At 61.0% G+C, this 19,260-nt stretch carries 23 protein-coding genes; 11 read left to right on the forward strand and 12 right to left on the reverse strand.

Translation table 11 applies throughout. The features are described from left to right. Positions 1–34 precede the first annotated feature (34 nt). Positions 35–397 carry a DUF6124 family protein gene (locus NTD85_RS21840; RefSeq protein ID WP_262143194.1) on the forward strand — a complete coding sequence of 121 codons (363 nt, stop codon included), beginning with the start codon at positions 35–37 and terminating at the stop codon, positions 395–397. Between the two features lie 128 nt (positions 398–525). On the opposite strand, the gene NTD85_RS21845 is transcribed toward NTD85_RS21840, so the two are convergent. Further along, positions 526–837, reverse strand: coding sequence for a hypothetical protein (locus tag NTD85_RS21845; RefSeq protein ID WP_045122409.1), 312 nt, complete (start codon positions 835–837; stop codon positions 526–528). A gap of 122 nt (positions 838–959) precedes the next feature. After that, entirely contained in the window at positions 960–1,592 is a 633-nt protein-coding gene (locus NTD85_RS21850; RefSeq protein WP_103520317.1) for a LysE family translocator, read from the reverse strand. A 182-nt stretch (positions 1,593–1,774) separates the two neighbouring features. On the opposite strand from NTD85_RS21850, the gene NTD85_RS21855 reads away from it, so the two are divergent. Then, the gene (locus NTD85_RS21855) at positions 1,775–2,293 is read left to right on the forward strand and encodes a DUF1993 family protein (RefSeq protein ID WP_103486018.1); all 519 of its coding nucleotides are present in this window, start codon (positions 1,775–1,777) and stop codon (positions 2,291–2,293) included. Positions 2,294–2,313: 20 nt separating this feature from the next. On the opposite strand, the gene NTD85_RS21860 is transcribed toward NTD85_RS21855, so the two are convergent. Then, complete coding sequence (locus NTD85_RS21860) at positions 2,314–2,859, reverse strand: GFA family protein (protein WP_262143219.1); 546 nt, start codon at positions 2,857–2,859, stop codon at positions 2,314–2,316. A 69-nt stretch (positions 2,860–2,928) separates the two neighbouring features. Between NTD85_RS21860 and NTD85_RS21865 the strand changes: the two genes are divergently transcribed. Beyond that, the gene (locus NTD85_RS21865) at positions 2,929–3,489 is read left to right on the forward strand and encodes a fasciclin domain-containing protein (RefSeq protein WP_003224301.1); all 561 of its coding nucleotides are present in this window, start codon (positions 2,929–2,931) and stop codon (positions 3,487–3,489) included. A gap of 65 nt (positions 3,490–3,554) precedes the next feature. Here NTD85_RS21865 and NTD85_RS21870 read toward each other — a convergent pair whose 3' ends face one another. The 3 genes from NTD85_RS21870 to NTD85_RS21880 all read right to left on the reverse strand — a co-directional run bounded on the left by NTD85_RS21870 (position 3,555) and on the right by NTD85_RS21880 (position 6,084). Then, the gene (locus NTD85_RS21870) at positions 3,555–4,787 is read right to left on the reverse strand and encodes an NADH:flavin oxidoreductase/NADH oxidase family protein (RefSeq protein WP_262143195.1); all 1,233 of its coding nucleotides are present in this window, start codon (positions 4,785–4,787) and stop codon (positions 3,555–3,557) included. A gap of 84 nt (positions 4,788–4,871) precedes the next feature. After that, complete coding sequence (locus NTD85_RS21875) at positions 4,872–5,315, reverse strand: MerR family transcriptional regulator (RefSeq protein WP_201137860.1); 444 nt, start codon at positions 5,313–5,315, stop codon at positions 4,872–4,874. A 73-nt stretch (positions 5,316–5,388) separates the two neighbouring features. After that, positions 5,389–6,084 (reverse strand): tRNA (adenine(22)-N(1))-methyltransferase, encoded by a 696-nt coding sequence (locus NTD85_RS21880; protein WP_315975166.1) that lies wholly within the window; start codon positions 6,082–6,084, stop codon positions 5,389–5,391. Between the two features lie 222 nt (positions 6,085–6,306). Between NTD85_RS21880 and NTD85_RS21885 the strand changes: the two genes are divergently transcribed. Beyond that, positions 6,307–7,338 (forward strand): alpha/beta hydrolase family protein, encoded by a 1,032-nt coding sequence (locus tag NTD85_RS21885; protein ID WP_262143197.1) that lies wholly within the window; start codon positions 6,307–6,309, stop codon positions 7,336–7,338. Between the two features lie 114 nt (positions 7,339–7,452). Beyond that, a complete protein-coding gene (locus NTD85_RS21890; protein ID WP_003224289.1) occupies positions 7,453–7,617 on the forward strand; it encodes a DUF2986 domain-containing protein in 165 nt (54 codons plus the stop codon). On the opposite strand, the gene NTD85_RS21895 is transcribed toward NTD85_RS21890, so the two are convergent. Beyond that, positions 7,612–8,208, reverse strand: coding sequence for a DJ-1/PfpI family protein (locus tag NTD85_RS21895; RefSeq protein WP_262143198.1), 597 nt, complete (start codon positions 8,206–8,208; stop codon positions 7,612–7,614). The two genes, NTD85_RS21890 and NTD85_RS21895, sit on opposite strands and share 6 nt — an antisense overlap. Before the next feature lie 168 nt (positions 8,209–8,376). On the opposite strand from NTD85_RS21895, the gene NTD85_RS27810 reads away from it, so the two are divergent. The 3 genes from NTD85_RS27810 to NTD85_RS21910 all read left to right on the forward strand — a co-directional run bounded on the left by NTD85_RS27810 (position 8,377) and on the right by NTD85_RS21910 (position 9,846). After that, positions 8,377–8,658: an alpha/beta fold hydrolase gene (locus tag NTD85_RS27810; protein ID WP_410017545.1), complete on the forward strand. Its 282-nt coding sequence runs from the start codon at positions 8,377–8,379 to the stop codon at positions 8,656–8,658. A 105-nt stretch (positions 8,659–8,763) separates the two neighbouring features. After that, positions 8,764–8,940, forward strand: coding sequence for a GNAT family N-acetyltransferase (locus tag NTD85_RS21905; RefSeq protein ID WP_262143199.1), 177 nt, complete (start codon positions 8,764–8,766; stop codon positions 8,938–8,940). A gap of 69 nt (positions 8,941–9,009) precedes the next feature. Beyond that, a complete protein-coding gene (locus NTD85_RS21910; RefSeq protein ID WP_262143200.1) occupies positions 9,010–9,846 on the forward strand; it encodes a PhzF family phenazine biosynthesis protein in 837 nt (278 codons plus the stop codon). Positions 9,847–9,912: 66 nt separating this feature from the next. On the opposite strand, the gene NTD85_RS21915 is transcribed toward NTD85_RS21910, so the two are convergent. Next, entirely contained in the window at positions 9,913–10,491 is a 579-nt protein-coding gene (locus tag NTD85_RS21915; RefSeq protein ID WP_262143201.1) for a DUF4337 domain-containing protein, read from the reverse strand. A 171-nt stretch (positions 10,492–10,662) separates the two neighbouring features. Between NTD85_RS21915 and NTD85_RS21920 the strand changes: the two genes are divergently transcribed. The 3 genes from NTD85_RS21920 to NTD85_RS21930 all read left to right on the forward strand — a co-directional run bounded on the left by NTD85_RS21920 (position 10,663) and on the right by NTD85_RS21930 (position 15,386). After that, a complete protein-coding gene (locus NTD85_RS21920) occupies positions 10,663–13,041 on the forward strand; it encodes a DUF3772 domain-containing protein (RefSeq protein ID WP_262143202.1) in 2,379 nt (792 codons plus the stop codon). A 224-nt stretch (positions 13,042–13,265) separates the two neighbouring features. Then, positions 13,266–14,447, forward strand: coding sequence for an MFS transporter (locus NTD85_RS21925; RefSeq protein ID WP_262143203.1), 1,182 nt, complete (start codon positions 13,266–13,268; stop codon positions 14,445–14,447). 33 nt (positions 14,448–14,480) lie between these two features. Further along, positions 14,481–15,386 (forward strand): LysR family transcriptional regulator, encoded by a 906-nt coding sequence (locus NTD85_RS21930; protein WP_262143204.1) that lies wholly within the window; start codon positions 14,481–14,483, stop codon positions 15,384–15,386. On the opposite strand, the gene NTD85_RS21935 is transcribed toward NTD85_RS21930, so the two are convergent. Genes NTD85_RS21935 through NTD85_RS21950 form a run of 4 tightly spaced genes read right to left on the reverse strand, consistent with a single transcriptional unit; the run spans position 15,360 to position 19,198 of the window. Then, the gene (locus NTD85_RS21935; RefSeq protein ID WP_262143205.1) at positions 15,360–16,124 is read right to left on the reverse strand and encodes an ABC transporter permease; all 765 of its coding nucleotides are present in this window, start codon (positions 16,122–16,124) and stop codon (positions 15,360–15,362) included. The genes NTD85_RS21930 and NTD85_RS21935 overlap by 27 nt on opposite strands. Beyond that, positions 16,124–17,323: an ABC transporter substrate-binding protein gene (locus NTD85_RS21940; protein ID WP_262143206.1), complete on the reverse strand. Its 1,200-nt coding sequence runs from the start codon at positions 17,321–17,323 to the stop codon at positions 16,124–16,126. Before NTD85_RS21940 ends, NTD85_RS21935 begins: the two co-directional genes overlap by 1 nt. Beyond that, positions 17,289–18,131: an ABC transporter ATP-binding protein gene (locus NTD85_RS21945; protein WP_262143207.1), complete on the reverse strand. Its 843-nt coding sequence runs from the start codon at positions 18,129–18,131 to the stop codon at positions 17,289–17,291. Before NTD85_RS21945 ends, NTD85_RS21940 begins: the two co-directional genes overlap by 35 nt. Beyond that, complete coding sequence (locus NTD85_RS21950; RefSeq protein WP_262143208.1) at positions 18,128–19,198, reverse strand: acyl-CoA dehydrogenase family protein; 1,071 nt, start codon at positions 19,196–19,198, stop codon at positions 18,128–18,130. Before NTD85_RS21950 ends, NTD85_RS21945 begins: the two co-directional genes overlap by 4 nt. Positions 19,199–19,260: the final 62 nt, after the last annotated feature.

Here is a 19,260-nt window from a genome sequence, read left to right on the forward strand (position 1 = left end):
GGAGTGGCCGCCAACAAACAGGAAAAAGAAGAACATGGTCAAAGTAACGCCAAACCCGCCAGACACCGATCCGGCCTCCCCCTATGAATCTCTCGATTCAAAGAAACTCCACGAAGCCGCCGAACGCGCGCTCGACCACTACCTCAGCCCATCCGCCGCGATCATGGCAACCCCTTACCAAACCAACAGCATGTTTCTCGTCAATCCCGACACCGACACCGAATCCCTTCTCGCCAACGCCTGCGAATCACTCGCCTCGGCGACGGTGATGCTCGGGGATGTGGCTGCACTGGTGGAAGGACCGATGCGCAAAACGCTGTTGGGGATTGCGCAGGTGGTGATGCTTGGGGAGCTAGCGGTGAATCGGGCGCTAGATAGGGTTGAGTTGGTGAAGTAGGTGACTGGTCCGTGGCGGGACATTTTCGTCACGGACGTTTACGAACGGCGGATTTCGGCCAGAAGCGGACGTTCGCACCCGACCGCTGACGGCCAGAAGCAGCCTCCCAGAAAGCTAACGCTGAGTGGTCACTCGTCAAACAAGGTCCAGCCATGGCAAATGCCGGCAAAGTCTTTTGCCGTAAAAAATAATGTCAGTTCCTTTGGGTCAAATTCTTTGTAAAGCCAATGCCCAGAAATCGGTCCTCTCGTTATCACGTATTCCAAGCGGTATTTTTGAACAGGTCCAAAACTGAAGGAGCGTGAATTCAACTCAAACCTGTCACCTCTGTTGAGCGCCCATAGCTTTTCAACAAGGCAATCATCAAGCACCACCTCTCCGGCTACCTCAACGAGATACTTTGAATGAAGTTTCTGTTGAAGCCTAACGCTTCTGGCCATACATCAACCTACCTATGAGCAGTCCGAGCATCGGCGCAATAATACTGGAACATGATGATGACCGCTTTGGGTTGAAAAAAGTTAGCCTTGGACGTCCGCTTTAGACCTGAAGCAGCCCCACCCTACCGCCCCGAAAACAACGCCAACCGACACGCCAAGCCAAAAAACACCGCCCCCAACACCTGATTCAACCGCCGCGCGATCCGCGCATTACTCGCCAGCTTGTTCCCGACCTTGCTGGCCAAAACAATAACCGCCCCGTTCACCAGCAATCCGATCACATTCAGGATTGTCGCAAACACCAACATCTGTAGCACCAGCGAGCCTTTCCCCGGATCAATGAACTGCGGAAACAACGCCAGCACAAACAGCGCCATTTTCGGATTGAGCAGATTGGTCACCAACCCTTGGCGGAAGATACGCAACAACGGGGTGGCTGGCAGGGTTTCGTTGGTGGCCAAGGGTGATACGTCGCTGGTGAAGGCTTTCCACGCCAGGAATGCCAGGTACGCGGCGCCGGCGAAGCGGATGATGTCGTAGGCGGCGGGCACGGTGGCGACCAGTTGCGACAACCCGAGGGCGGCTGCCAGTGCGTGGCAGTAGGTGCCGGCCTGAATGCCGGCGAGGGAGACGAAGCCCGAGGCGCGGCCCTGGCTCAGGCTTCGGGAGGCGATCAGCAGCATGTCCGGGCCGGGGGTCAGGGCCAGCGCGAAGCAGGCGCCGGCGAACAGGAGTGCTACGGAAAGATCGATCATGGGGGGCCTCGGCGTTTTTATTGTCTGGGTCGCCTTGCGGGCGAGTCGAGGCAGTTTACCGAACGGTAAATCCCATGGGGAGGCTCATTCGGAAACTGTGATGGCGCGGCCCTGTCGATAGCGAATCGACTACCCTTCGCCACTGAGGCTTCACGCTCGAATGACTACTAAAGGGAATAACCATGTCGATCTACGCAATGACCATCCCTCGTTTCACCCAAATGCTGCGCTCCCTGACGGCGATCCTGTCCAAAGGCGAGGCCTGCGCCGTTGAGCGCGGCTATGACCCGCAGGTTCTGCTCGAAGCACGTCTGGCGCCGGACATGCACAATCTCGCCACGCAGGTTCAATACACCTGCACCCAGGCACAGGACACCGTGCAACGGCTGACGCAACAACCGCTGACCAAGCTCACACCGCCCGCAAACATGGCAGCGGCGAAGGCGTTGATCGAAAGAACACTGGAGATGCTGGCGGCGGCGGATCCGGCGCAGATTGACGCAAGCGCTGAGCGACAGATCTCAATCGAGTTGCCCAACGGCATCGCCTTCGACATGAGCGGCAGCGAATTCGCCGTGGACTGGGCAATGCCACAGTTCTACTTCCACCTGATCACGGCGTACAACATCCTGCGCCACAATGGCGTGCCGCTGGGCAAGGCGGATTATGTGCAGCACATGTTTGCTTATCTGCGGAAGTGATTGCAGGTCAGGCTTCGGGGTCAATCAGGGTTGACCCGGAGCTCTTGCAGAAGAAATTCCAGTGACTCCACCGCACCGTGATGACTCTGCGCCGAGCGCTGCGTATCCCATGACATCGCATCGTCCACGCAGAAATCACCCACACATTCCACGTTCAGATCCTCATCAAGCAGTCCGAGCGGAATCCACACGTAAGGCGATTCGCGAAGTGGATTCGGCACGGTCGAACCGCATTGTGCGCAGAAGTCGTTCCTGTAGCCGCTGGGTTTGACCCAACTGCTGATCGCGTCCTGCCCTGCCTCCCAGCAAAAATCCCGAGCGTTGACCAGCGTGGCGAGGTTGAACCCGACACCGGTTTGCTTACGGCACAGAGAGCAATGGCAGCGATAGAAAAAGCGCGGTTCCACGGTAAGGGAAAAGCGTACTGCGGCGCAAAGACACTGCCCTGTTGTCATGGGGATCTCCTTCGGACGAGCGCTTGCACATCCATGCTGAAGTTTCTTATGGTCAAAGCCGCATTCTAATGGACCAGATGAAAAACCAAAGTTTTCCGCGCTGCTCTGCATCCGTTTCACTCCCTGCTCCGTACATTCAACACCCTCATTCGAAGGGTCGAAGAATCAAGGAGACGCACCATGCACATGCTCATCAAACGCCTTGCTGTCGCTTGCTTCACCCTGCTCTGCCTCGGCGCCGGATCCAGCTTTGCCGCCGATACCGTGATGGTTGGCGGCGCGGCCATGTATCCGACCAAAACCATCGTCGAAAACGCAGTCAACTCCAAGGATCACACGACACTGGTCGCTGCGGTCAAGGCCGCCGGGCTGGTGGATACGCTCAACAGCAAGGGACCGTTCACCGTCTTCGCCCCCACCAACGAAGCCTTCGCAAAACTGCCCGCCGGCACGGTCGATACATTGGTCAAGCCTGAACACAAGGCGGACCTGACCAAGATCCTGACTTACCACGTCGTCGCCGGCACTCACACGGCCAAACAGCTGATGGACGACGCCAAAATGCACGGCGGCAAAGTGATGCTGAAAACCGTCCAGGGCGAATCGCTGACCGTGATGCTGCACGACGGCAAGCTATGGGTGCAGGACGCCAAGGGCGGCAAAGCTGCCGTTACCATCGCTGACGTCATGCAATCCAATGGCGTGATTCACGTGGTCGATACGGTGCTGATGCCGAATTGACTGGCTGACTTGGCGGGTACTCATCAAAGAGTCCCGCCAAAGTCACGATTGAAAGAACTACCGACTCACGCCGAACGTTTTTCCACCCAGCGCCGATATTGCCGGGTGCGAAACGCCATAGCGATCTGCTGCAAAATCAGCGCCCGCAACGGTGACACGCTCGGATCAGGCGCTTGCGCCCGACTGAGCTTACCCAGCTGAAACTTCACCACCGCCATGTTCGCCAGCGCGGCAATGGCCTTGTTTTTCCAGGTGATCGGCGGCAATTGCGGGGCGTTGTCCTTACCCTGCTGCCAGTCGCGCGGCAGGTGCGGATCGATAGCCAACGCGGTACCGATGCCGACCATGTCCACCCCACTCTGCACGACGCTTTCGGCAACCGGACGACGGCGGATGCCGCCGGTGACCATCACCGGCATTTTCGCGACGGTCTGAATATCCCGAGCAAATTCGACGAAATAGGCCTCGCGAGCCAGGGTTCGACCATCGCGCGCCTCACCCTGCATGGCCGGGACTTCGTAGCTGCCGCCGGACAGTTCCACCAGATCCACGCCCAGACCGTTGAGCAGTTCAACCACCTTTTTCGCATCCTCAGCGGTGAATCCGCCGCACTGGAAATCGGCGGAATTAAGTTTCACCGCTACGGCAAACTCTGCAGAAACCACCGCCCTGACTGCCTTGACGACCTCGACCAACAACCGCGCGCGGTTCTGCAAAGAGCCGCCCCACTCGTCCGTCCTTTGATTGGTCAGTGGCGAGAGAAACTGGCTCAACAGATAGCCGTGGGCGGCGTGGATTTCCACGCCAGTGAAGCCGGCCTGTTCACCCAGGCGTGCGGTGTGCGCAAAGCGCTGGATGACTTCCTCGATCACACTGGCGGTCATGGCGTGGGGCGTGGCGAAACGTTTGGACAGTTTGCCCAGCTCCAGCGCCACAGCGGATGGCGCCCAGGTTTTCTGCCCGAGGTTGGACTGCATCTGGCGCCCCGGGTGATTGATCTGCAACCAGAACTGCGCTCCGGCAGAACGACCAATCCGCGCCCAGCGCTTGAACTTGTCCAGTTGTTGATCGTCCTGCAGCACCACGCCGCCCGGCCCGGTCATGGCGCGGCCGTCGACCATCACGTTGCCGGAGATGATCAGCCCGGCACCACCGTCGGCCCACGCTTGATACAGACGCATCAGTTCTGCGGAGGGCGCCTGGTCGGCGTCCGCCATGTTTTCTTCCATGGCGGCTTTGGCGATGCGGTTCTTGATGGTCGAACCGTTGGGTAAGGTCAGGGGGTCGAACACATTCATGGGGCAGTCCTCAACTAGAGATGAGGCCACCATAAGATTGAAGTCAACTTTAAGGTCAATAACCTTTTTTAGCTGATTCGCGCTTCAACGCGCCACATCGCGACGCTCTGCTGCGCTCACCACACCTTGTTCGCGCAGACGATTTATCAGCATTTGCGCATTGTCCGCACACGCCACGCCCATGGGCTTGTCTTCAATGCCCTGGATGACGAGCTGAAGTTGCGCTTTGTTCTGCGCCAGGCGTTGCTGCAGAACATCGATTTCTTCAACCTTTTGCTTGAGGCCATTGAGCAACTGCTCGTGCTGCCAGCCACTCGCGTTCATCGGCATCAACTGACGGATTTCCTCCAGGGAGAAACCCGCCGCCTGCGCACCAGTGATGATCTGCAATACCCATTGGGTGTCGGGAGCGTAATCGCGATAGCCGTTGGCTTTGCGCGCGACCGAAGTGATCAACCCGCTCGCCTCGTAAAAACGGATACGCGACGGCGCCAGCCCGCTGATTTTCGCCAGTTCACCGATTCTCATGTCCGACTCCGCAAGAACGTTAACCTTGAAGCTGACTTTAAACCTGAAGGGGTGCAACAGCCAACACGGCAGATCAAGCCAACAGCTCAGTAATCCACTGCACCTGTCGCGCAACCTCTTCCAGCTTCTCCTCGGGCACAGCCTGACGCGCCTGTTTGAAGCTGTTCAGGGTTTTCTGTTTCTGCCTTAACGAACGCTGCCATTTGGCGAGGAATGCCGGGCTGCGCGCCTGCATCTGCAACGGGCCGAAGTACAACTGTTCGGCGCTGTAGCTCAGCGGGCCGCTGCGCTCGGCGACGATGATTTCGTAGAAGAAGCGGTTTTCCTGCAGCACTTCCTCGTCGAGGATGCGGTAGCCGTTGTCCATCAGCCATTGGCGCAGGGGTTGTTCGCCGCCGTTGGGTTGCAGGATCAGCCGTTCGTGCCCGCTCATGCGCGCCTTGCCGCTGTCGAGAATGTCGCGAATCGTCTCGCCGCCCATGCCGCAGAGGCTGATCGCGGTAATCCCGTCGGACGGCTCGATCGCCGTCAGTCCACTGGCCAGACGCACGCTGATGTGCTGCTGAAGATCGTTATCGCGCACAGTGCGCACCGCGGCATGGAACGGCGTCAACGCCACCTCGCCGGCCACCGCCGCAACGATGGCGCCACGGCGCATCAGGGCCACCGGAAGATAGGCGTGATCCGAGCCGATATCCGCCAACCGCGCGCCGGCCGGTACATGCGCCGCCACCCGCTCCAGACGCATGGACAATGTGTGTTCGTTCAACTGCCGCCCTCTTCCCCAGCCATCGCCGGCGCTGCTGGCCGGACAAGGGGCGCGACTGTAGCGGGCAATGGTGGGTATTTCAAATTTGGACTGGCGCGGTCCAGGTCGGATTCGGCCTGTCACTGCAGGGCGAGACATCCGCTATCTTCTTTGCAACCGGTCTACTAACCTGCGCGCAGCCGTACCTCAAAACAACAAACGCATTCATGGAAGACATCAACCTTGAAAACAGCTCTCGGCGCCCTGCTTCTGATTGGCCTCTCCACCAACGCACTCGCGGATTCCCACCCCATCGGCTTCCACAACACAACCCTGCCAGACCCGCAGCGGCCGCTGGAAATGGTTGTCTGGTACCCGGCGGCGACCCATGCAACCGCGCAAGTGATCGACGACAGTCCGGTGTTCGTCAGTGCCTCTGCCGTGCACGATGCGCCGCCGACTGCCGGCGAGCACCCGCTGGTGGTGCTTTCCCATGGTTATCGGGGCAACTGGAGCAACCAGATGTGGCTGGCCAGTGCCTTGGCGGATCAAGGTTACATCGTCGCGGCGGTCAACCATCCCGGCAGCACCACCCATGATCGCAGTCCGCAAGCAGCGGCGCAGTTGTGGCAGCGGCCAGTTGATCTGCGGCGGGTCATCGAAGCCGTTGTGGCGCAGCCGGGAAAATTTGGCGCAGTGGCGCCGCAGCGGATTGCCGTCGTCGGTCATTCGCTCGGTGGCTGGACGGCTCTGGAAATCGCCGGTGCACGCTTCGACCCCGAGCGCTTTGCCGAGGACTGCAAAGCCCATGCGCAGCTCGCCAGTTGCAGCGTCTACAGGCAGATGAATCCCGCCAGCACCGCGCAAGGCAAAGCCGACCTGGCGGCCGACCGGCGCTACGAACCGGTCAGCGCCATCGTTTCGCTGGACCTGGGCCTGTCACGCGGCATGACTGACGCAAGCCTCGCGGCGCTCCCCGTACCGGCACTGGTGATTGCCGCCGGCGCACCTTCCGAAGATCTTCCGGCGCAACTGGAGTCCGCCGATCTGGCCAAACGCCTGCCAGCGGCTACCACTCGTTATGTCGAGATCAACGACGCCACCCACTTCAGCTTCACGTCGATCTGCAAACCGGGCGCGATCGAGATGCTCGAGGAAGACGCACCGGGCGATGGCGTCATTTGCCAGGATCGCGACAATGCGCGACCGCGTGAAGTGATCCAGCAGCAGGTGGTGGCGCTGATCAGCGATTTTCTGGCGACGTCGAAACCATGATCCGGGCAGCCGTTTGATCCTGCATCGCTGCAAGCGACTCGCCAAATCGCTCCGAGCCGGTTTTAATGCGCGCTTGATGGGCATATGCCCGGCTCCCCTTCACCGAGTAGAAACATGAACCGCCAAAAGAAACTGCAGCAGTTGTTCAAGGAAAAGGCCAAAAAGGCCAGCGCCAAACTCGCGCCGAAAAAGCCCAAGTACATCAGCAAGGCTGACCGCGCGAAGATGGCGGCTGAAGCGGCGGCCGAACCGGTTGAGACCGGCGAAAACACTTTATAAAAACGCTGAAATATTGCTCATTGCCCGCGTGACATAGAGTTCTTTTTCGCCAACCGGTGCCACATAGTGAAGCGCGCTGCGTGCGGCCTCCACACCGGCAAGACGGGCAATGAACCAGGCCGCCAGGTACTGCGAAGACAAGCACCCGCCTGCGGTGGCGACATTGCCATTGGCCACGAACGGTTGGTTGAGCACGGCAACGCCAGCCTCTTCCACCCAGGGTTTGCTGATCAGATCCGTACAGGCCGGTACCTCGCTCAGCAGGCCGAGCTTCGCCAGAATCAACGTGCCGGAACATTGGGCACCCAACAATTGGCGAGCCGGATCAAGCTGCAGACGCGACATCAATTCGGCATTCGCCACCACGTCCCGGGTCATCCGCCCGCTTCCCACCAATACCGCGTCCGCGTCGCACGCCTCCTCCAATGACGCCTGTGCCTCAATCACAAGGCCATTCATCGAGCGCACCTTGTCCGTGGGACTGGCGACAGACACGCGCCAACCGGGCTGTTGGACCCGGTTGAGAATGCTGAACGCGATAAGCGAATCCAGCTCGTTGAAACCTTCGAAGGTCAGGATGGCGATGTGCATGATGAGCCTCGAGCTTGATGGACGATGCTGCATCGTAAGAGCAGAGAATCACGACAATCAAAAAATTGTCATGGCTACATTTTCAGCTGTAGCCGAGGGGCGCTGTAGCTTTCAGCCAATGCCTGTAGGACAGTAACCTGCATCGAATGATGAAAAGGCCAACCCTCCATGAAGCCGCTGGATCTGACGCGTTTCGACCTCAACCTTCTGGTGGTGCTTGAGGCGCTTTGGGCGGAAAGGCACGTCGGTCGTGCGGCGCAGGTGCCGACGCTGATCCTGAAGCCCGAGGAAGACAAGCTGATCGGCAAAGAGGCTGCAGCGATTCTGCTGAAGGGCATAAAAGGCGCGCAGGAAGTCGTCATGCCGAGAACCGGGCATATGTTCAGGTTTTCGCATCCGGCGGCGTATTCGCTGGAGGTCAGGAAGTTTCTGCAGCGGGTGGCACTTTGAGTGTATTTGGGGCCGTCAGATGCTGCGGGCCATATCGATCCGAATTGCCGTTTATTGTTGCAGCCACTAGCCTCACCAAGCCAAAAGCACAAATCAGAGACCAGCATGACCGTACGCCCCGCCACGGATAGTGACCAGGTAATCCTCCAAAGCAAGGGCATCGGCTCGCGCATTCTAAAGAAGCTCCAGCTGCAAGCCGCTGCCCGCCAGGTGCCCTTGCAATTGGGCGCTTTTCGCACGAATACTTTGGCGCAGAAGCTCTATGAGAAATCGGGCATCTGACAACAGCAGCCGTGATCCGAATCCATCCGTGAAAAAGATCTTCCCTGATTCAACCTATAAGGACATTCAATGCCACGCGCTCTGCAATTCGAACAAGTCGATGTATTCGCCGATCAACCCTACGAAGGCAATGCACTGGCAGTGGTGGTGAATGCCGATGAGCTGACAACCGAGCAGATGCAAGCGTTTGCCCGCTGGACGCAACTCAGTGAGACCACTTTTCTGCTGAAGCCCGAAGCGCCGGGAGCGCATTACCGCGTACGCATTTTTACACCGCTGCGAGAACTGCCCTTCGCTGGCCACCCCACTCTGGGCAGCTGCAAAGTGTGGCTGGCCCACAACGACAACCCTGAGCGCGTCGAGATTATTCAGGAGTGCTCGGCAGGTTTGATTCGGGTACGCAAGCAAGGCCCGCAACTGGCCTTCTCCGCGCCACCGCTGGTGCGCAGCGGACCGCTGGAGGCAGTGACACTACGCCTGATCGAACAAGGGCTTGGCCTCGCCGCTGGGCAGATCCGCGCGAGCCAATGGGTAGACAACGGCCCGGGTTGGGCGGGCGTGTTGCTGGCGAGTCGCGAAGAAGTGCTGGCGATCAAGCCTGATTACGCGGCGCTGCAGGGGCTGAATGTCGGCGTTATTGCGCCGTGGGCAGGGGCCGAAGCTGAAACGGACGTGGAGGTCAGAGCCTTCATCGGCGAGGAATGCACCGAGGACGCCGTCACTGGCAGCCTCAATGCAAGCCTGGCTCAGTGGCTGATCGGCGCGGGCATCCTCAGCGAGCGCTACACCGTCAGCCAGGGCACCACCATGGGCCGCCGCGGCCGACTGCACATCGAAAGCGTTGACGGCACCGTCTGGGTGGGCGGAGCCGTTCAGCACTGTATTTCCGGCCAGGTGGTCTTTTGATGAACCATGGAATCCGGGGTGATTAATCCCGCGATAACCGCTGCCCCGTGCCGGAATCCAAGACGCTCAAATATGCAGCCAGGCCAGCGATCCCAGCATGACGCCGACACCGGCGGCGCCAAACGACACGCGCCGCAGCCATTCCTTGCGCGTCAGCAAGGTAATGGCTGCCAGTGAAATGGCGATTTGAATCGCGGTCATGGCCTGGGCCCAGCGGTGATGCTGGTGCAGCACCTGCTCAGATTTTTCCTCCCACTCGCGCGCCTGTTGCTCAAGCACTTCGGCCTTCTTGCGCGCCCCCTCTTTCTGCTCCCCGTAGCGTCGCGCCTCGGCAGCATAGTGGGCGGAATCCAGCCCCGGCAGATGGCTGGCCAGATCCGACAGGTTCTGCCGGCTGGACTTGGCCTGGTAGTAGTTCCATTCGTTGGCGGCTTCGGTCTTCTGGATAGCGGCGTTGTTTTTGTCCATGGCCGCTTCACTTTCCGTCGAACCGGCCTGATAACTCATCAGGGCGCCGACGGTCGCCATGATCGCCGTCATCACCGCAATCTTGCTGGCAAAGCGATCGCCCAGTGCATGGGCATGATGGGTGGTGTGCTCGATATGTTGCTCGTGGGGGCTGGGGACTTCGAACTCTTCAGGCATGGCTGTCGAACTTGGATGGGTAATTGGAGATGGGCGGCATTATGAGGACAACCACACCGAAACACGCAAGCCACTCTGCGAGCCCGCCCTGCTCACCTGAAATTTTCCGCCGTGCCCGGTTCGATCACCTAACCTCATAGATTGTGTGATCAACGAGAACCGGCCCCTCTCATGCGCAACACATTGAAGTCATTGTTTTTTGTCGCGCTGACCGTGCTTTTTCCAAGCGGTTCGGCGCTGTGGGCGGCGGATTTACCGGCGCCCACAGCGACCACTGCGGCACCGCTGGTGGAAGTCTCGCAGAGTGATCTGCAAGCCCTGCAAATGCGCCTCGACGGGTTGAAGCAGCAGATTTCCGCCGCCAACAACTACAACCAGCTCGAAGGCCCGCAAGACCGGGTACAGACGTTCATTCTGGACATCGATCGGTTATCGGCGGCGTTGTTGCCGCAGCAAGCTCAATTGACGGTGCAACTGGGGGTGCTCGGCGCAGCGCCGGATACGCAGATTGCCGCCGAACAAGCGGAAATCGCCGCACAACGGGCGATGCTCGGCGAACAGAAAAACAAGGTCGACGCCACGCTCAAAAGCCTTGCCGCGCTCAAACAAAGCGCGGCTGATCTGATCACGCAAATCGCCGGCATCCGCCGCACGCTGCTTGAAAGCGAATTGACCCTGCGCACCGACAGCATCCTGAGCCCTGACTTCTGGTCGCCATTGGTGTCGCCAGAGCCGGATGACCGCCAGCGCCTTAATTTTTTCATCAATCAGGTGAAACTCACCTGGGCCACGGTCTGGGCGCCCGGCCAGCGGTTTTTCACCTGTGTGCTGGTGCTGCTGGCGCTGGCTTTCTGGACGCTCGGCCGCCGACTCGCCGAGCGCGGCCTGACCTGGGTTTGCATCCACCGCATGCCGGAGGGGCGCCTGCGCCGCAGCGCGCTGGCGTTCGCCTCGGCGCTGGCGACCCTTGGCACCACGGCCATCGCCCTGCACCTGCTGTTTTACGCCTGCACCCGCCACGAACCGCTGACGCCAGTGCTGCAGACTTTTTCCGAGGAATTCGAAAAAGCCGTCTACGCCTGCGTCCTGATCACCGCGTTGAGCCGTGCACTGCTGTCGACCAAGCATCCCTCGTGGCGGCTGCCGGCGATTGCCGATTCGGTGGCGCTGGCCCTGAGACCCTATCCAAGGATTCTCGCGGCCATCCTGCTGGTGCTGGTGACGCTGGTGCAGGTCAGCAACGCCACCGGCATGAGCAGCCAGATCGTGACAGCCCTGCGCGGGGTGGTCGCAATCATGGTGATCGCGATTCTGGTGCCAATGCTCTTGCGCATCGGCAAAGTACGCAAGGCGTTGCTCACCACCAATGACCCTACCGCCGGCAACACGTTTGCCGGGGTGATCTACACCATTGCCGCAGTGTCCATTTGCTTGTCGGCGCTGGCCTTGCTCACCGGCTACGTGTCGCTGGCCCGATTCATCACCTTTGAACTGGTGTGGGGCTATATCGTGTTGTCCGGGTTTTATCTGCTGATCCAGGTGGTCATGGACGGCTGCGAATACCTGTTCTCGCCGCGCTACTCGGCCGGCAAGACCATCAAGCAGACCCTGGGCATGGGTGACCGGCGGCTGGAGCAGATTTCGATTGTGCTGTCCGGTGCCAGCCGCGCCGGGCTGCTGTTGCTGGCGGTGATTACCCTCTTCGTCGGCGGCATCGGCACCACGTTCGGGCAGTTGACCAGCAATGTCCTCGGCATCCTTGGCGGCGCCGGGTTGCGCAAGCTGAACATCGTCCCCGCGCACTTGATCAATGCGGTGCTGGCACTGCTGATCGGCATCTACCTGATCCGCGCCCTGCGCCGCTGGCTCGACAACGAGTTCCTGCCCAAGACCGACATGGATCCGGGCATGTGCGCGTCGCTGAGTACGCTGTTTTCCAACATCGGTTATGCCACGGTCATCCTCCTGACGCTGTCGTCGCTGGGCGTGCGCTGGACCAATCTGGCGTGGATCGTCAGTGCGCTGTCGGTGGGGATCGGCTTCGGCCTGCAGGAGATCGTCAAGAACTTCGTCTCCGGGCTGATCCTGCTCACCGAGCGCCCGGTGAAGGTCGGCGACCTGATCAGCATCAGCGGCGTCGAGGGCGATATCCGCCGAATCAACGTGCGCGCCACGGAAATCCAGCTCAGCGACCGCTCCATCGTCATCGTGCCCAACTCGCAACTGATCTCGCAGAACCTGCGCAACGTCACCCTCGGCGGCAGCGCCCAAGGGGTGGCGAGCCTGGAGCTGATGTTCCCACTGGACATCGACCCCGAACAGGTCAAGGAACTGCTGCTGAACACCTACCGCGAAAACGAAAACATCCTCGACAAACCGGCGTCGTACGTGCGCTTCAGCAAACTCTCGCCCGATGGCATCACCTTGACGGTGACCGGCTACGTCGGCAGCCCGCGGATTGTCGGCGGGACCAAGAGTGATCTGCTGTTCGAGATTCTCAAGCGGCTGGGCGCCGAGGGCATCGCGCTGGCCAAACCGCCAGCGACGTAATCCTCCTTGCAAGAGTTGCGGCACGCTGCGATCTGTCGATCTTGAAATCCAGACATCAAAAGATCACAGCCTCGTTGCACTCGACAGAGCCTGCAGGCTCTCGTGCCGCGTATGGATTCTGGCAAGGTATAAATCTATTTATGCCAGTACGCGAAATCGCCAATTTCACTTATGCGTCACCAATCCCTAGCCTCTCGCCAAATTCCTTCTTGAGCGAGGCTCCCATGCCCTTTGTCATCTACATCTTTACCCTCAGCGCCTTTGCCTTGGGTCTGGCCGAATTCGTTCCGATCGGCCTCACCGACGTCATGGCTCGCAGTCTCGGAGTCGACGTCGAGGCGACCGGGGCAACCATCACTGCGTATGCCTTGGGCGCCACTTTCTCAGCACCGGTCTTCAGTGCATTGACCGCAAGTTGGTCGCGCAAGAACGTAATGCTGGTGACCGCTCTGGTATTCACCGTCGGCAGTCTCGCCGCGGCGTTTGCAACCTCGCTGACCTTGATGCTGGTAGCGCGATTCATCGCCGGCATGGGACATGGCCTGTTCCTGGCGGTGGCTTCAAGCACCGCGGCGCGTCTGGCCGGGCCGGGTCGCGCAGGGAGCGCAGTGGCAGTGGTGTTTGGCGGGTTTACCCTGGCGATGGCGATTGGCGTGCCTGTCAGCACCTATCTGGGTGGCGTAATGTCGTGGCGCCTGGTGCTGGCGGCGATTGCCGTGTTCGGAGCGATTGGTTTCTTCGGCTTGCTGTTCGGCATGCGCGATCCGCTACCGACTGCTTCCGACGGCAGCTCGGCGTTGCACAGCCTTAAAGCGCTGCTCAACGGCAAGTTGCTGGCCGGCGCCTTGGTCACTGTGCTCGGCTACGCCGGTTCGTTCGTCGCCTACACCTACATCGCGCCAATGCTGACTGAAGTCACTCATACCACGGCCGCCACTGTCGGCGTGTTCATGTTGTTGTACGGCGCGATGGCAGCCATTGGCAATGTACTGGGCGGCAAACTGACCGATGCCTGGGGAGTGGATCGCGCCAGCGCCGCGTTGATTGCCGGGATCGTAGGGGTGACAGCGGGCATGTGGGGCTTCTCCGGTTCGCCGTGGATGATGGGCTTGCTCGTCGGCTTGTTGGGGATGTTCAGCTTTGCTGCAGTGCCGGCCTTGCAGGCCCGGCTGCTGGGAATCGCCGAACGACATGCGCCGCACGCACATGGCGTTGCGGCCGGGCTGAACATTGCCGGGTTCAACTCGGGGATCGCGCTGGGTTCAGTGCTAGGTGGCGTGACGATCAGCCAGGTGGGCCTCAGTCATGTCGGGCTGACCGGTGCGGCAGTCTCGGCGCTGGGGCTGCTGCTGGTGTTAAGTCAAATGTTCGCTACGCCGCGCTATCGCACGGCTGATAATCTGTAAGCCAACCTACATTTTCACGGGCGCCAAAGCACCATGAGCCACCTCACCCACCTGCGCACATTCCTCGAAGCGTACCGCACCAAGTCGTTCTCCAGGGCGGCGGACCATTTGGGCATCACCCAACCGGCGGCGTCGATGCATGTGCAGGCGCTGGAGGCGCTGGTCGGCAAACCGCTGTTTCAGCGTTTGCCTCGGGGGGTGGAACCCACCGAAGCGGCGGATGAACTGGCGCGTTCGGTGGCACCGTTTCTCGATGGGCTGGAAAACAAGATCGCGTCGCTGCGTCCGGGCCTGATCAAGGGCGGCACAGTGCATCTGGTCGGCCCCTCCGACTTCCTCCATGCGCTAGTCGCGGCTCGCCTCGCACCGCTGATGGACGAAGGCTTCACCCTGCGTTTTCACACCGGTGCCAAAAAGCGCATTTACGAGATGCTCGAAGCGAAGCAGACCGACTTCGCGATCACGGCCTCCATGCCCAACGAACAATCCCACGGTTACGCCCATTTGCTCACCGAACGCCTGTTGCTGGTGTATGCACCGAGCCTCCTGGATCGCCTCGGCAAAGACCCGAATAAAGCACAACTCAAGCAAGTCCCGCTGATCGCTTTCGATGAGGATCTGGCGCTGGTTCGGCCACTGTGGACTTCAATGTTTCAGGTCGCTCCGCAACTGCAAGCGGCGCTGACGATTCCCGACCTGCGGATCATCAAGGAGCTGGTGCTCGGCGGCCACGGCTGGAGCGTGCTGCCGGACTACCAGTGCGCCGACGCCATCGCTGACGGTCGGCTGATTTCACCGACACCGCCCAGCGAGGCACCGGTCAATGTGCTCTATCTGGTGTGGAGCAAAAGCGTGATGAAAAGCCCGAGCCTGCTTTACGTGCGTGACTATTTGCTCGCTGCATTCAGCGCCTCAGGCCGGCGCCCAGCGCCGATGTAGCCACCGCGCAAACGCATCCAGCGCAAAGCCCAGCACACCGATCAGCAGCACCATCGCCATCAGTTCCGAATACGCCAGCCGATCTCGCGTATCGAGAATGAAGTAGCCCAACCCCGCGCTGACGCCGAGCATTTCGCACGGCACCAGCACAATCCACAGAATGCCGATCGACAGCCGCACTCCAGTCAGCACATGGCCGAGTACGCCGGGCAGGATCACTTTGCGCAGGGTTTCCCAACGAGTGGCACTGAGGCTGCGACTGAGTTGCAGCCAGCGCGGGTCGAGCTGGCGCACGCCGGCCACGGTGTTGAGCAGGATCGGCCACACCGCAGCGAAGGTCAGCAGGAAGTAGATCGGCTGATCACCGACGCCCAGCAGCATCACCACCACCGGCATCCACGACAACGGTGAGATCATCCGCAGAAACTGAAACGCCGGCGTGGTCGCCGCTTCCAGATGCCGGTAGCTGCCGATCATCAGGCCCAGCGGCACGCCGATCAGCAGCGCCAGCAACAGGCCGACCACAATCCGTTTCAGGCTGACCAGCACATGCTCGTACAGCTCCGGGCGCAGCAGCAGTTCGCCGAGGCTGGCCAGCGTCGCCGCGGGTGAAAAGCGCAACGCCAGGCTGTCGTTGCCACCAAGCAGATGCACGCCCAGCCACCACAGCAGCAACAGGCACAACAGCCCTGCTACGCCCAACAAACCGTGCACGGTCGATGAAGATCGCTGACGCATCAGAGGCTGAACTCCTCGCTGCGTTCGAAGCTTTCCGGCAGGCCGAAGGTCTGCATGCCACCCACCGCCGCAATGGCGTTGCGCACAAAGCGGTCGTCCACCAGATCTTTAGCGGTTTGCTGCGGATCGAGGCTGGCGAGGAAGCCTTTATCACCCTCGATCAAGGTGTCCTTCAGACGCTTGACCAGTTCTTCGGTGTAGCTGGGGAACGGGTACGGCTGAAAGTCGATGCGCTGCTCGTCCCACTGGCTGTGCTGGATCGCGCCGCTGGCCAGGTATTGCTCGCGGTCGCTGGTGGCCGGCGACAGCACCCGGTCGAGCACCGGTTGCGCGTGCGGCGTGTAGCGATTGGCGCCATCCTTGGACAGCAGTTTCGCTGCCTCGGCGCGGTTGTCGCGGGTCCAGACCTGCGCCTTGACGATCGCGTTGACCACTTTCTGCGACCACTCGGGACGGTTGTTCAGATCCTGCTCATGCATGAACACCACGCAGCAGGCGTGATTGCGCCAGACGTCGCCGGTAAAGCGCTGCACCCGGCCGACCTTGAGCTCCTCGGCCAGGGCGTTGAACGGCTCGGCAACGATGTAGCCAGCGATGCGTTTGCTCGCCAGGGCCGGCGGCATATCCGACGGCGGCAGCACCAGCAGATTGACTTCGTTCGGCGCCAGCGCGGCGTTCGCCGACTTGCTCACCGGCACCAGTCCGTGGTCGCGGAACAGTTGCTGCACCACCACGTTATGAATCGAATACCAGAACGGAATCGCCACCGATTGCCCACCCAGTTGCTTGACCTCGGTGATGCCCGGCGCCACGGTCAGACCCGAGCCGCCGACGTGGTTCCATGCCACGACTTTCGCCGGCACCTTGCTGCCGTAGCGCGCCCACACGGTCATCGGCGACAGCAGGTGAATCACGTTGACCTGTCCGGAAATGAACGCCTCGATCACCTGCGCCCAACTGCGCAGCTGCACCGGGCGTTCAGCCTGAATGCCTTCGGCTTCGAACAGGCCATTGTTGTGTGCAACCAGCAACGGCGTGGCGTCGGTGATCGGCAGATAACCGATGCGCACTGGCGCGTTCGGCTCGGCAGCGGCGCGCGCGCTGAGGCTGTTGAGCAGCGGCAACGCACCGCCGGCAGTCAGCAGCGCGCTGAGTTTGAGGAAGTCACGACGTGTGTGAGTGAAGTCGTCCAGGCACATGGTCAATCTCCGACGTAGCGGGCACAGGTTGAGTGAGGGGGTTGCGGCTCGCCCGCCGAAGGGTTTTGAGGATGTCGATGCGCAGCGCGCCCAGTTCCTCGACCAGCTCGGCACGCGGCTGAGGCAGGTCGATGCGCCACTCCCCGAGGATGTGCGCCGGGCTGTTACCCAGTAGCAGAATCCGCTCGGAAAGCAGCAGGGCTTCGTCGATGTCGTGGGTGATCAACACGGCTGCGGTGTGGTGCTCGGCAATCAGTTGCAGGAGCAACTGCTGCATGTCGGCGCGGGTGATTTCATCCAGCGCGCCGAACGGTTCATCGAGCAACAGCACCTGCGGCTGACGGGCCAGACAACGGGCCAACGCGGTGCGTTGGGCCATGCCGCCGGACAACTGCGCCGGGTGCTGCTGACGTGCATGTTCGAGGCCGACCGCAGCGATGGCGTGGTCGATCCGCGCCTTGCGCTGCTCGGCCGTCAGGTGCGGCTGGCGGGCGAAGTCGAGGCCGAAGGCGACGTTCTTTTCCAGGGTCAGCCACGGCAACAGGCTCGGATCCTGAAACGCCACCGCCACCCGTGGATGCGCGCCGGTCAGCGGTTCGCCAAGCAGGCTCACCCGGCCCTGTTGCGGCGCCTGCAAACCGGCCAGCACTCGCAGCAGACTGGACTTGCCGACACCGCTGGGGCCGAGAATGGTCACCACTTCACCGGGCTGCAATTGCAGGTCGAAGTGCTCCAGCACGGTGTGCCAGCCCTGCTCTCGCGGGTAGCCGAGGCTGATGCCGTACGCCTCCAGCAGTGGCGCAGTCATGCCGTCGCTTCCCGTTTCTGCCGCTGCAATTCGGCGCGCAGTTGCACCAGGCTTGGGGTGACAATCGGCACGAACGCCGATTCGCGCCAGCGCCGGGCGAAACCGCTGCCGTGCTCGGTCAGATAGGCTTTGCCGCCGCTGGATTGCAGTTCCAGTTGCACGGCGTTGGCGGCGGATTCGGCCAGCGCGATGCGGATCTGGAACAACGCGCCCGGCTGGCTCAGGAAACGTCCGTCGTGCAGGCCCTGCTTGAGCGCGTCGACGGTCTGCGCCAGTTGCTCGCGTTGTTCCTGCAACGGCTCCAGCAGGATCGAGCGCCCGTCCTGCAAATGTCCTTCGACCTCGGCCAGTGCCCGTCGCGCCAGACCGATCGCCATACCGCATTGCAGACCGAGAAACGCCGGGCGTACCGCCGGCAGAAACTTGCGTGCATCTTCATGCAGCAACCATTCGCGTCCGACCGCCACTTGCGCGAAATCGATCGCAGCCGTGTTACTCGATTGCAGCCCCATCAGTTGCAGGTCGGCGGAACGTTGCACACCAGCAGCGTCATCCGCAATCGCCAGCACGAACGGCGAACCGCCCTCCTCGTGCTCGATTGCCGCCGCCACCACAAAACCGCTTTTGCGCAGATTGGTGACCCAGTGCAGGCGCCCGTTCAAGGTCCAGCCGTCTGCGGTGTGGGCGGCGCGCACTTGCAATGCCTCGATGCCGGACAGGTACTTCATCGCGTTGGACAAACCGGTGGCGCCGGCCAGCTCTCCACTGAGCAGTGACGGCAGCAGTTTTTCCCTCAGCGCAGCGTTGGGACTGTGCAACAGGTATTCGATAAAGGCCCGTTGGCCCCAGAACACAAACGCCGCCGCCAGTGAATGGCTGGCGACAGCGGCCAGGGTTTCCACGGCATCACTGACGTGACCGCCGCTGCCGCCCAGCACCGGGTTGATGCCGACGCGCAGCACCTGAGCCTGCGCCAATTGCGTCAGCACCTGCTGCGGATCGCCGTCGCCCGCATCCAGTGCCTGGGCGTTGTGTTCCAGCCATTGAATCAATGCCGGATTGAGCATGTCGTTTTTCTCCTTTTTACGCAGCCGCATCAACCATAGACGACGCTGCCGGAACCGCTGGC

This window comes from Pseudomonas sp. 13B_3.2_Bac1 (genome assembly GCF_025466205.1).
In the GTDB taxonomy this organism is placed as follows: domain Bacteria; phylum Pseudomonadota; class Gammaproteobacteria; order Pseudomonadales; family Pseudomonadaceae; genus Aquipseudomonas; species Aquipseudomonas fluorescens_H.

Excerpts from the sequence above, each read along its gene's own strand:
- NTD85_RS21925 (WP_262143203.1), top strand. The coding sequence starts at position 13,266 with ATGCCCTTTGTCATCTACATCTTTACCCTCAGCGCCTTTGCCTTGGGT.
- NTD85_RS21850 (WP_103520317.1), bottom strand. The coding sequence starts at position 1,592 with ATGATCGATCTTTCCGTAGCACTCCTGTTCGCCGGCGCCTGCTTCGCG.
- NTD85_RS27810 (WP_410017545.1), top strand. The coding sequence starts at position 8,377 with ATGAAGCCGCTGGATCTGACGCGTTTCGACCTCAACCTTCTGGTGGTG.
- NTD85_RS21910 (WP_262143200.1), top strand. The coding sequence starts at position 9,010 with ATGCCACGCGCTCTGCAATTCGAACAAGTCGATGTATTCGCCGATCAA.
- NTD85_RS21840 (WP_262143194.1), top strand. The coding sequence starts at position 35 with ATGGTCAAAGTAACGCCAAACCCGCCAGACACCGATCCGGCCTCCCCC.
- NTD85_RS21890 (WP_003224289.1), top strand. The coding sequence starts at position 7,453 with ATGAACCGCCAAAAGAAACTGCAGCAGTTGTTCAAGGAAAAGGCCAAA.
- NTD85_RS21865 (WP_003224301.1), top strand. The coding sequence starts at position 2,929 with ATGCACATGCTCATCAAACGCCTTGCTGTCGCTTGCTTCACCCTGCTC.
- NTD85_RS21945 (WP_262143207.1), bottom strand. The coding sequence starts at position 18,131 with ATGACTGCGCCACTGCTGGAGGCGTACGGCATCAGCCTCGGCTACCCG.
- NTD85_RS21915 (WP_262143201.1), bottom strand. The coding sequence starts at position 10,491 with ATGCCTGAAGAGTTCGAAGTCCCCAGCCCCCACGAGCAACATATCGAG.
- NTD85_RS21870 (WP_262143195.1), bottom strand. The coding sequence starts at position 4,787 with ATGAATGTGTTCGACCCCCTGACCTTACCCAACGGTTCGACCATCAAG.
- NTD85_RS21845 (WP_045122409.1), bottom strand. The coding sequence starts at position 837 with ATGGCCAGAAGCGTTAGGCTTCAACAGAAACTTCATTCAAAGTATCTC.
- NTD85_RS21895 (WP_262143198.1), bottom strand. The coding sequence starts at position 8,208 with ATGCACATCGCCATCCTGACCTTCGAAGGTTTCAACGAGCTGGATTCG.
- NTD85_RS21855 (WP_103486018.1), top strand. The coding sequence starts at position 1,775 with ATGTCGATCTACGCAATGACCATCCCTCGTTTCACCCAAATGCTGCGC.
- NTD85_RS21950 (WP_262143208.1), bottom strand. The coding sequence starts at position 19,198 with ATGCTCAATCCGGCATTGATTCAATGGCTGGAACACAACGCCCAGGCA.
- NTD85_RS21920 (WP_262143202.1), top strand. The coding sequence starts at position 10,663 with ATGCGCAACACATTGAAGTCATTGTTTTTTGTCGCGCTGACCGTGCTT.
- NTD85_RS21930 (WP_262143204.1), top strand. The coding sequence starts at position 14,481 with ATGAGCCACCTCACCCACCTGCGCACATTCCTCGAAGCGTACCGCACC.
- NTD85_RS21935 (WP_262143205.1), bottom strand. The coding sequence starts at position 16,124 with ATGCGTCAGCGATCTTCATCGACCGTGCACGGTTTGTTGGGCGTAGCA.
- NTD85_RS21940 (WP_262143206.1), bottom strand. The coding sequence starts at position 17,323 with ATGTGCCTGGACGACTTCACTCACACACGTCGTGACTTCCTCAAACTC.
- NTD85_RS21860 (WP_262143219.1), bottom strand. The coding sequence starts at position 2,859 with ATGCAGAGCAGCGCGGAAAACTTTGGTTTTTCATCTGGTCCATTAGAA.
- NTD85_RS21905 (WP_262143199.1), top strand. The coding sequence starts at position 8,764 with ATGACCGTACGCCCCGCCACGGATAGTGACCAGGTAATCCTCCAAAGC.
- NTD85_RS21875 (WP_201137860.1), bottom strand. The coding sequence starts at position 5,315 with ATGAGAATCGGTGAACTGGCGAAAATCAGCGGGCTGGCGCCGTCGCGT.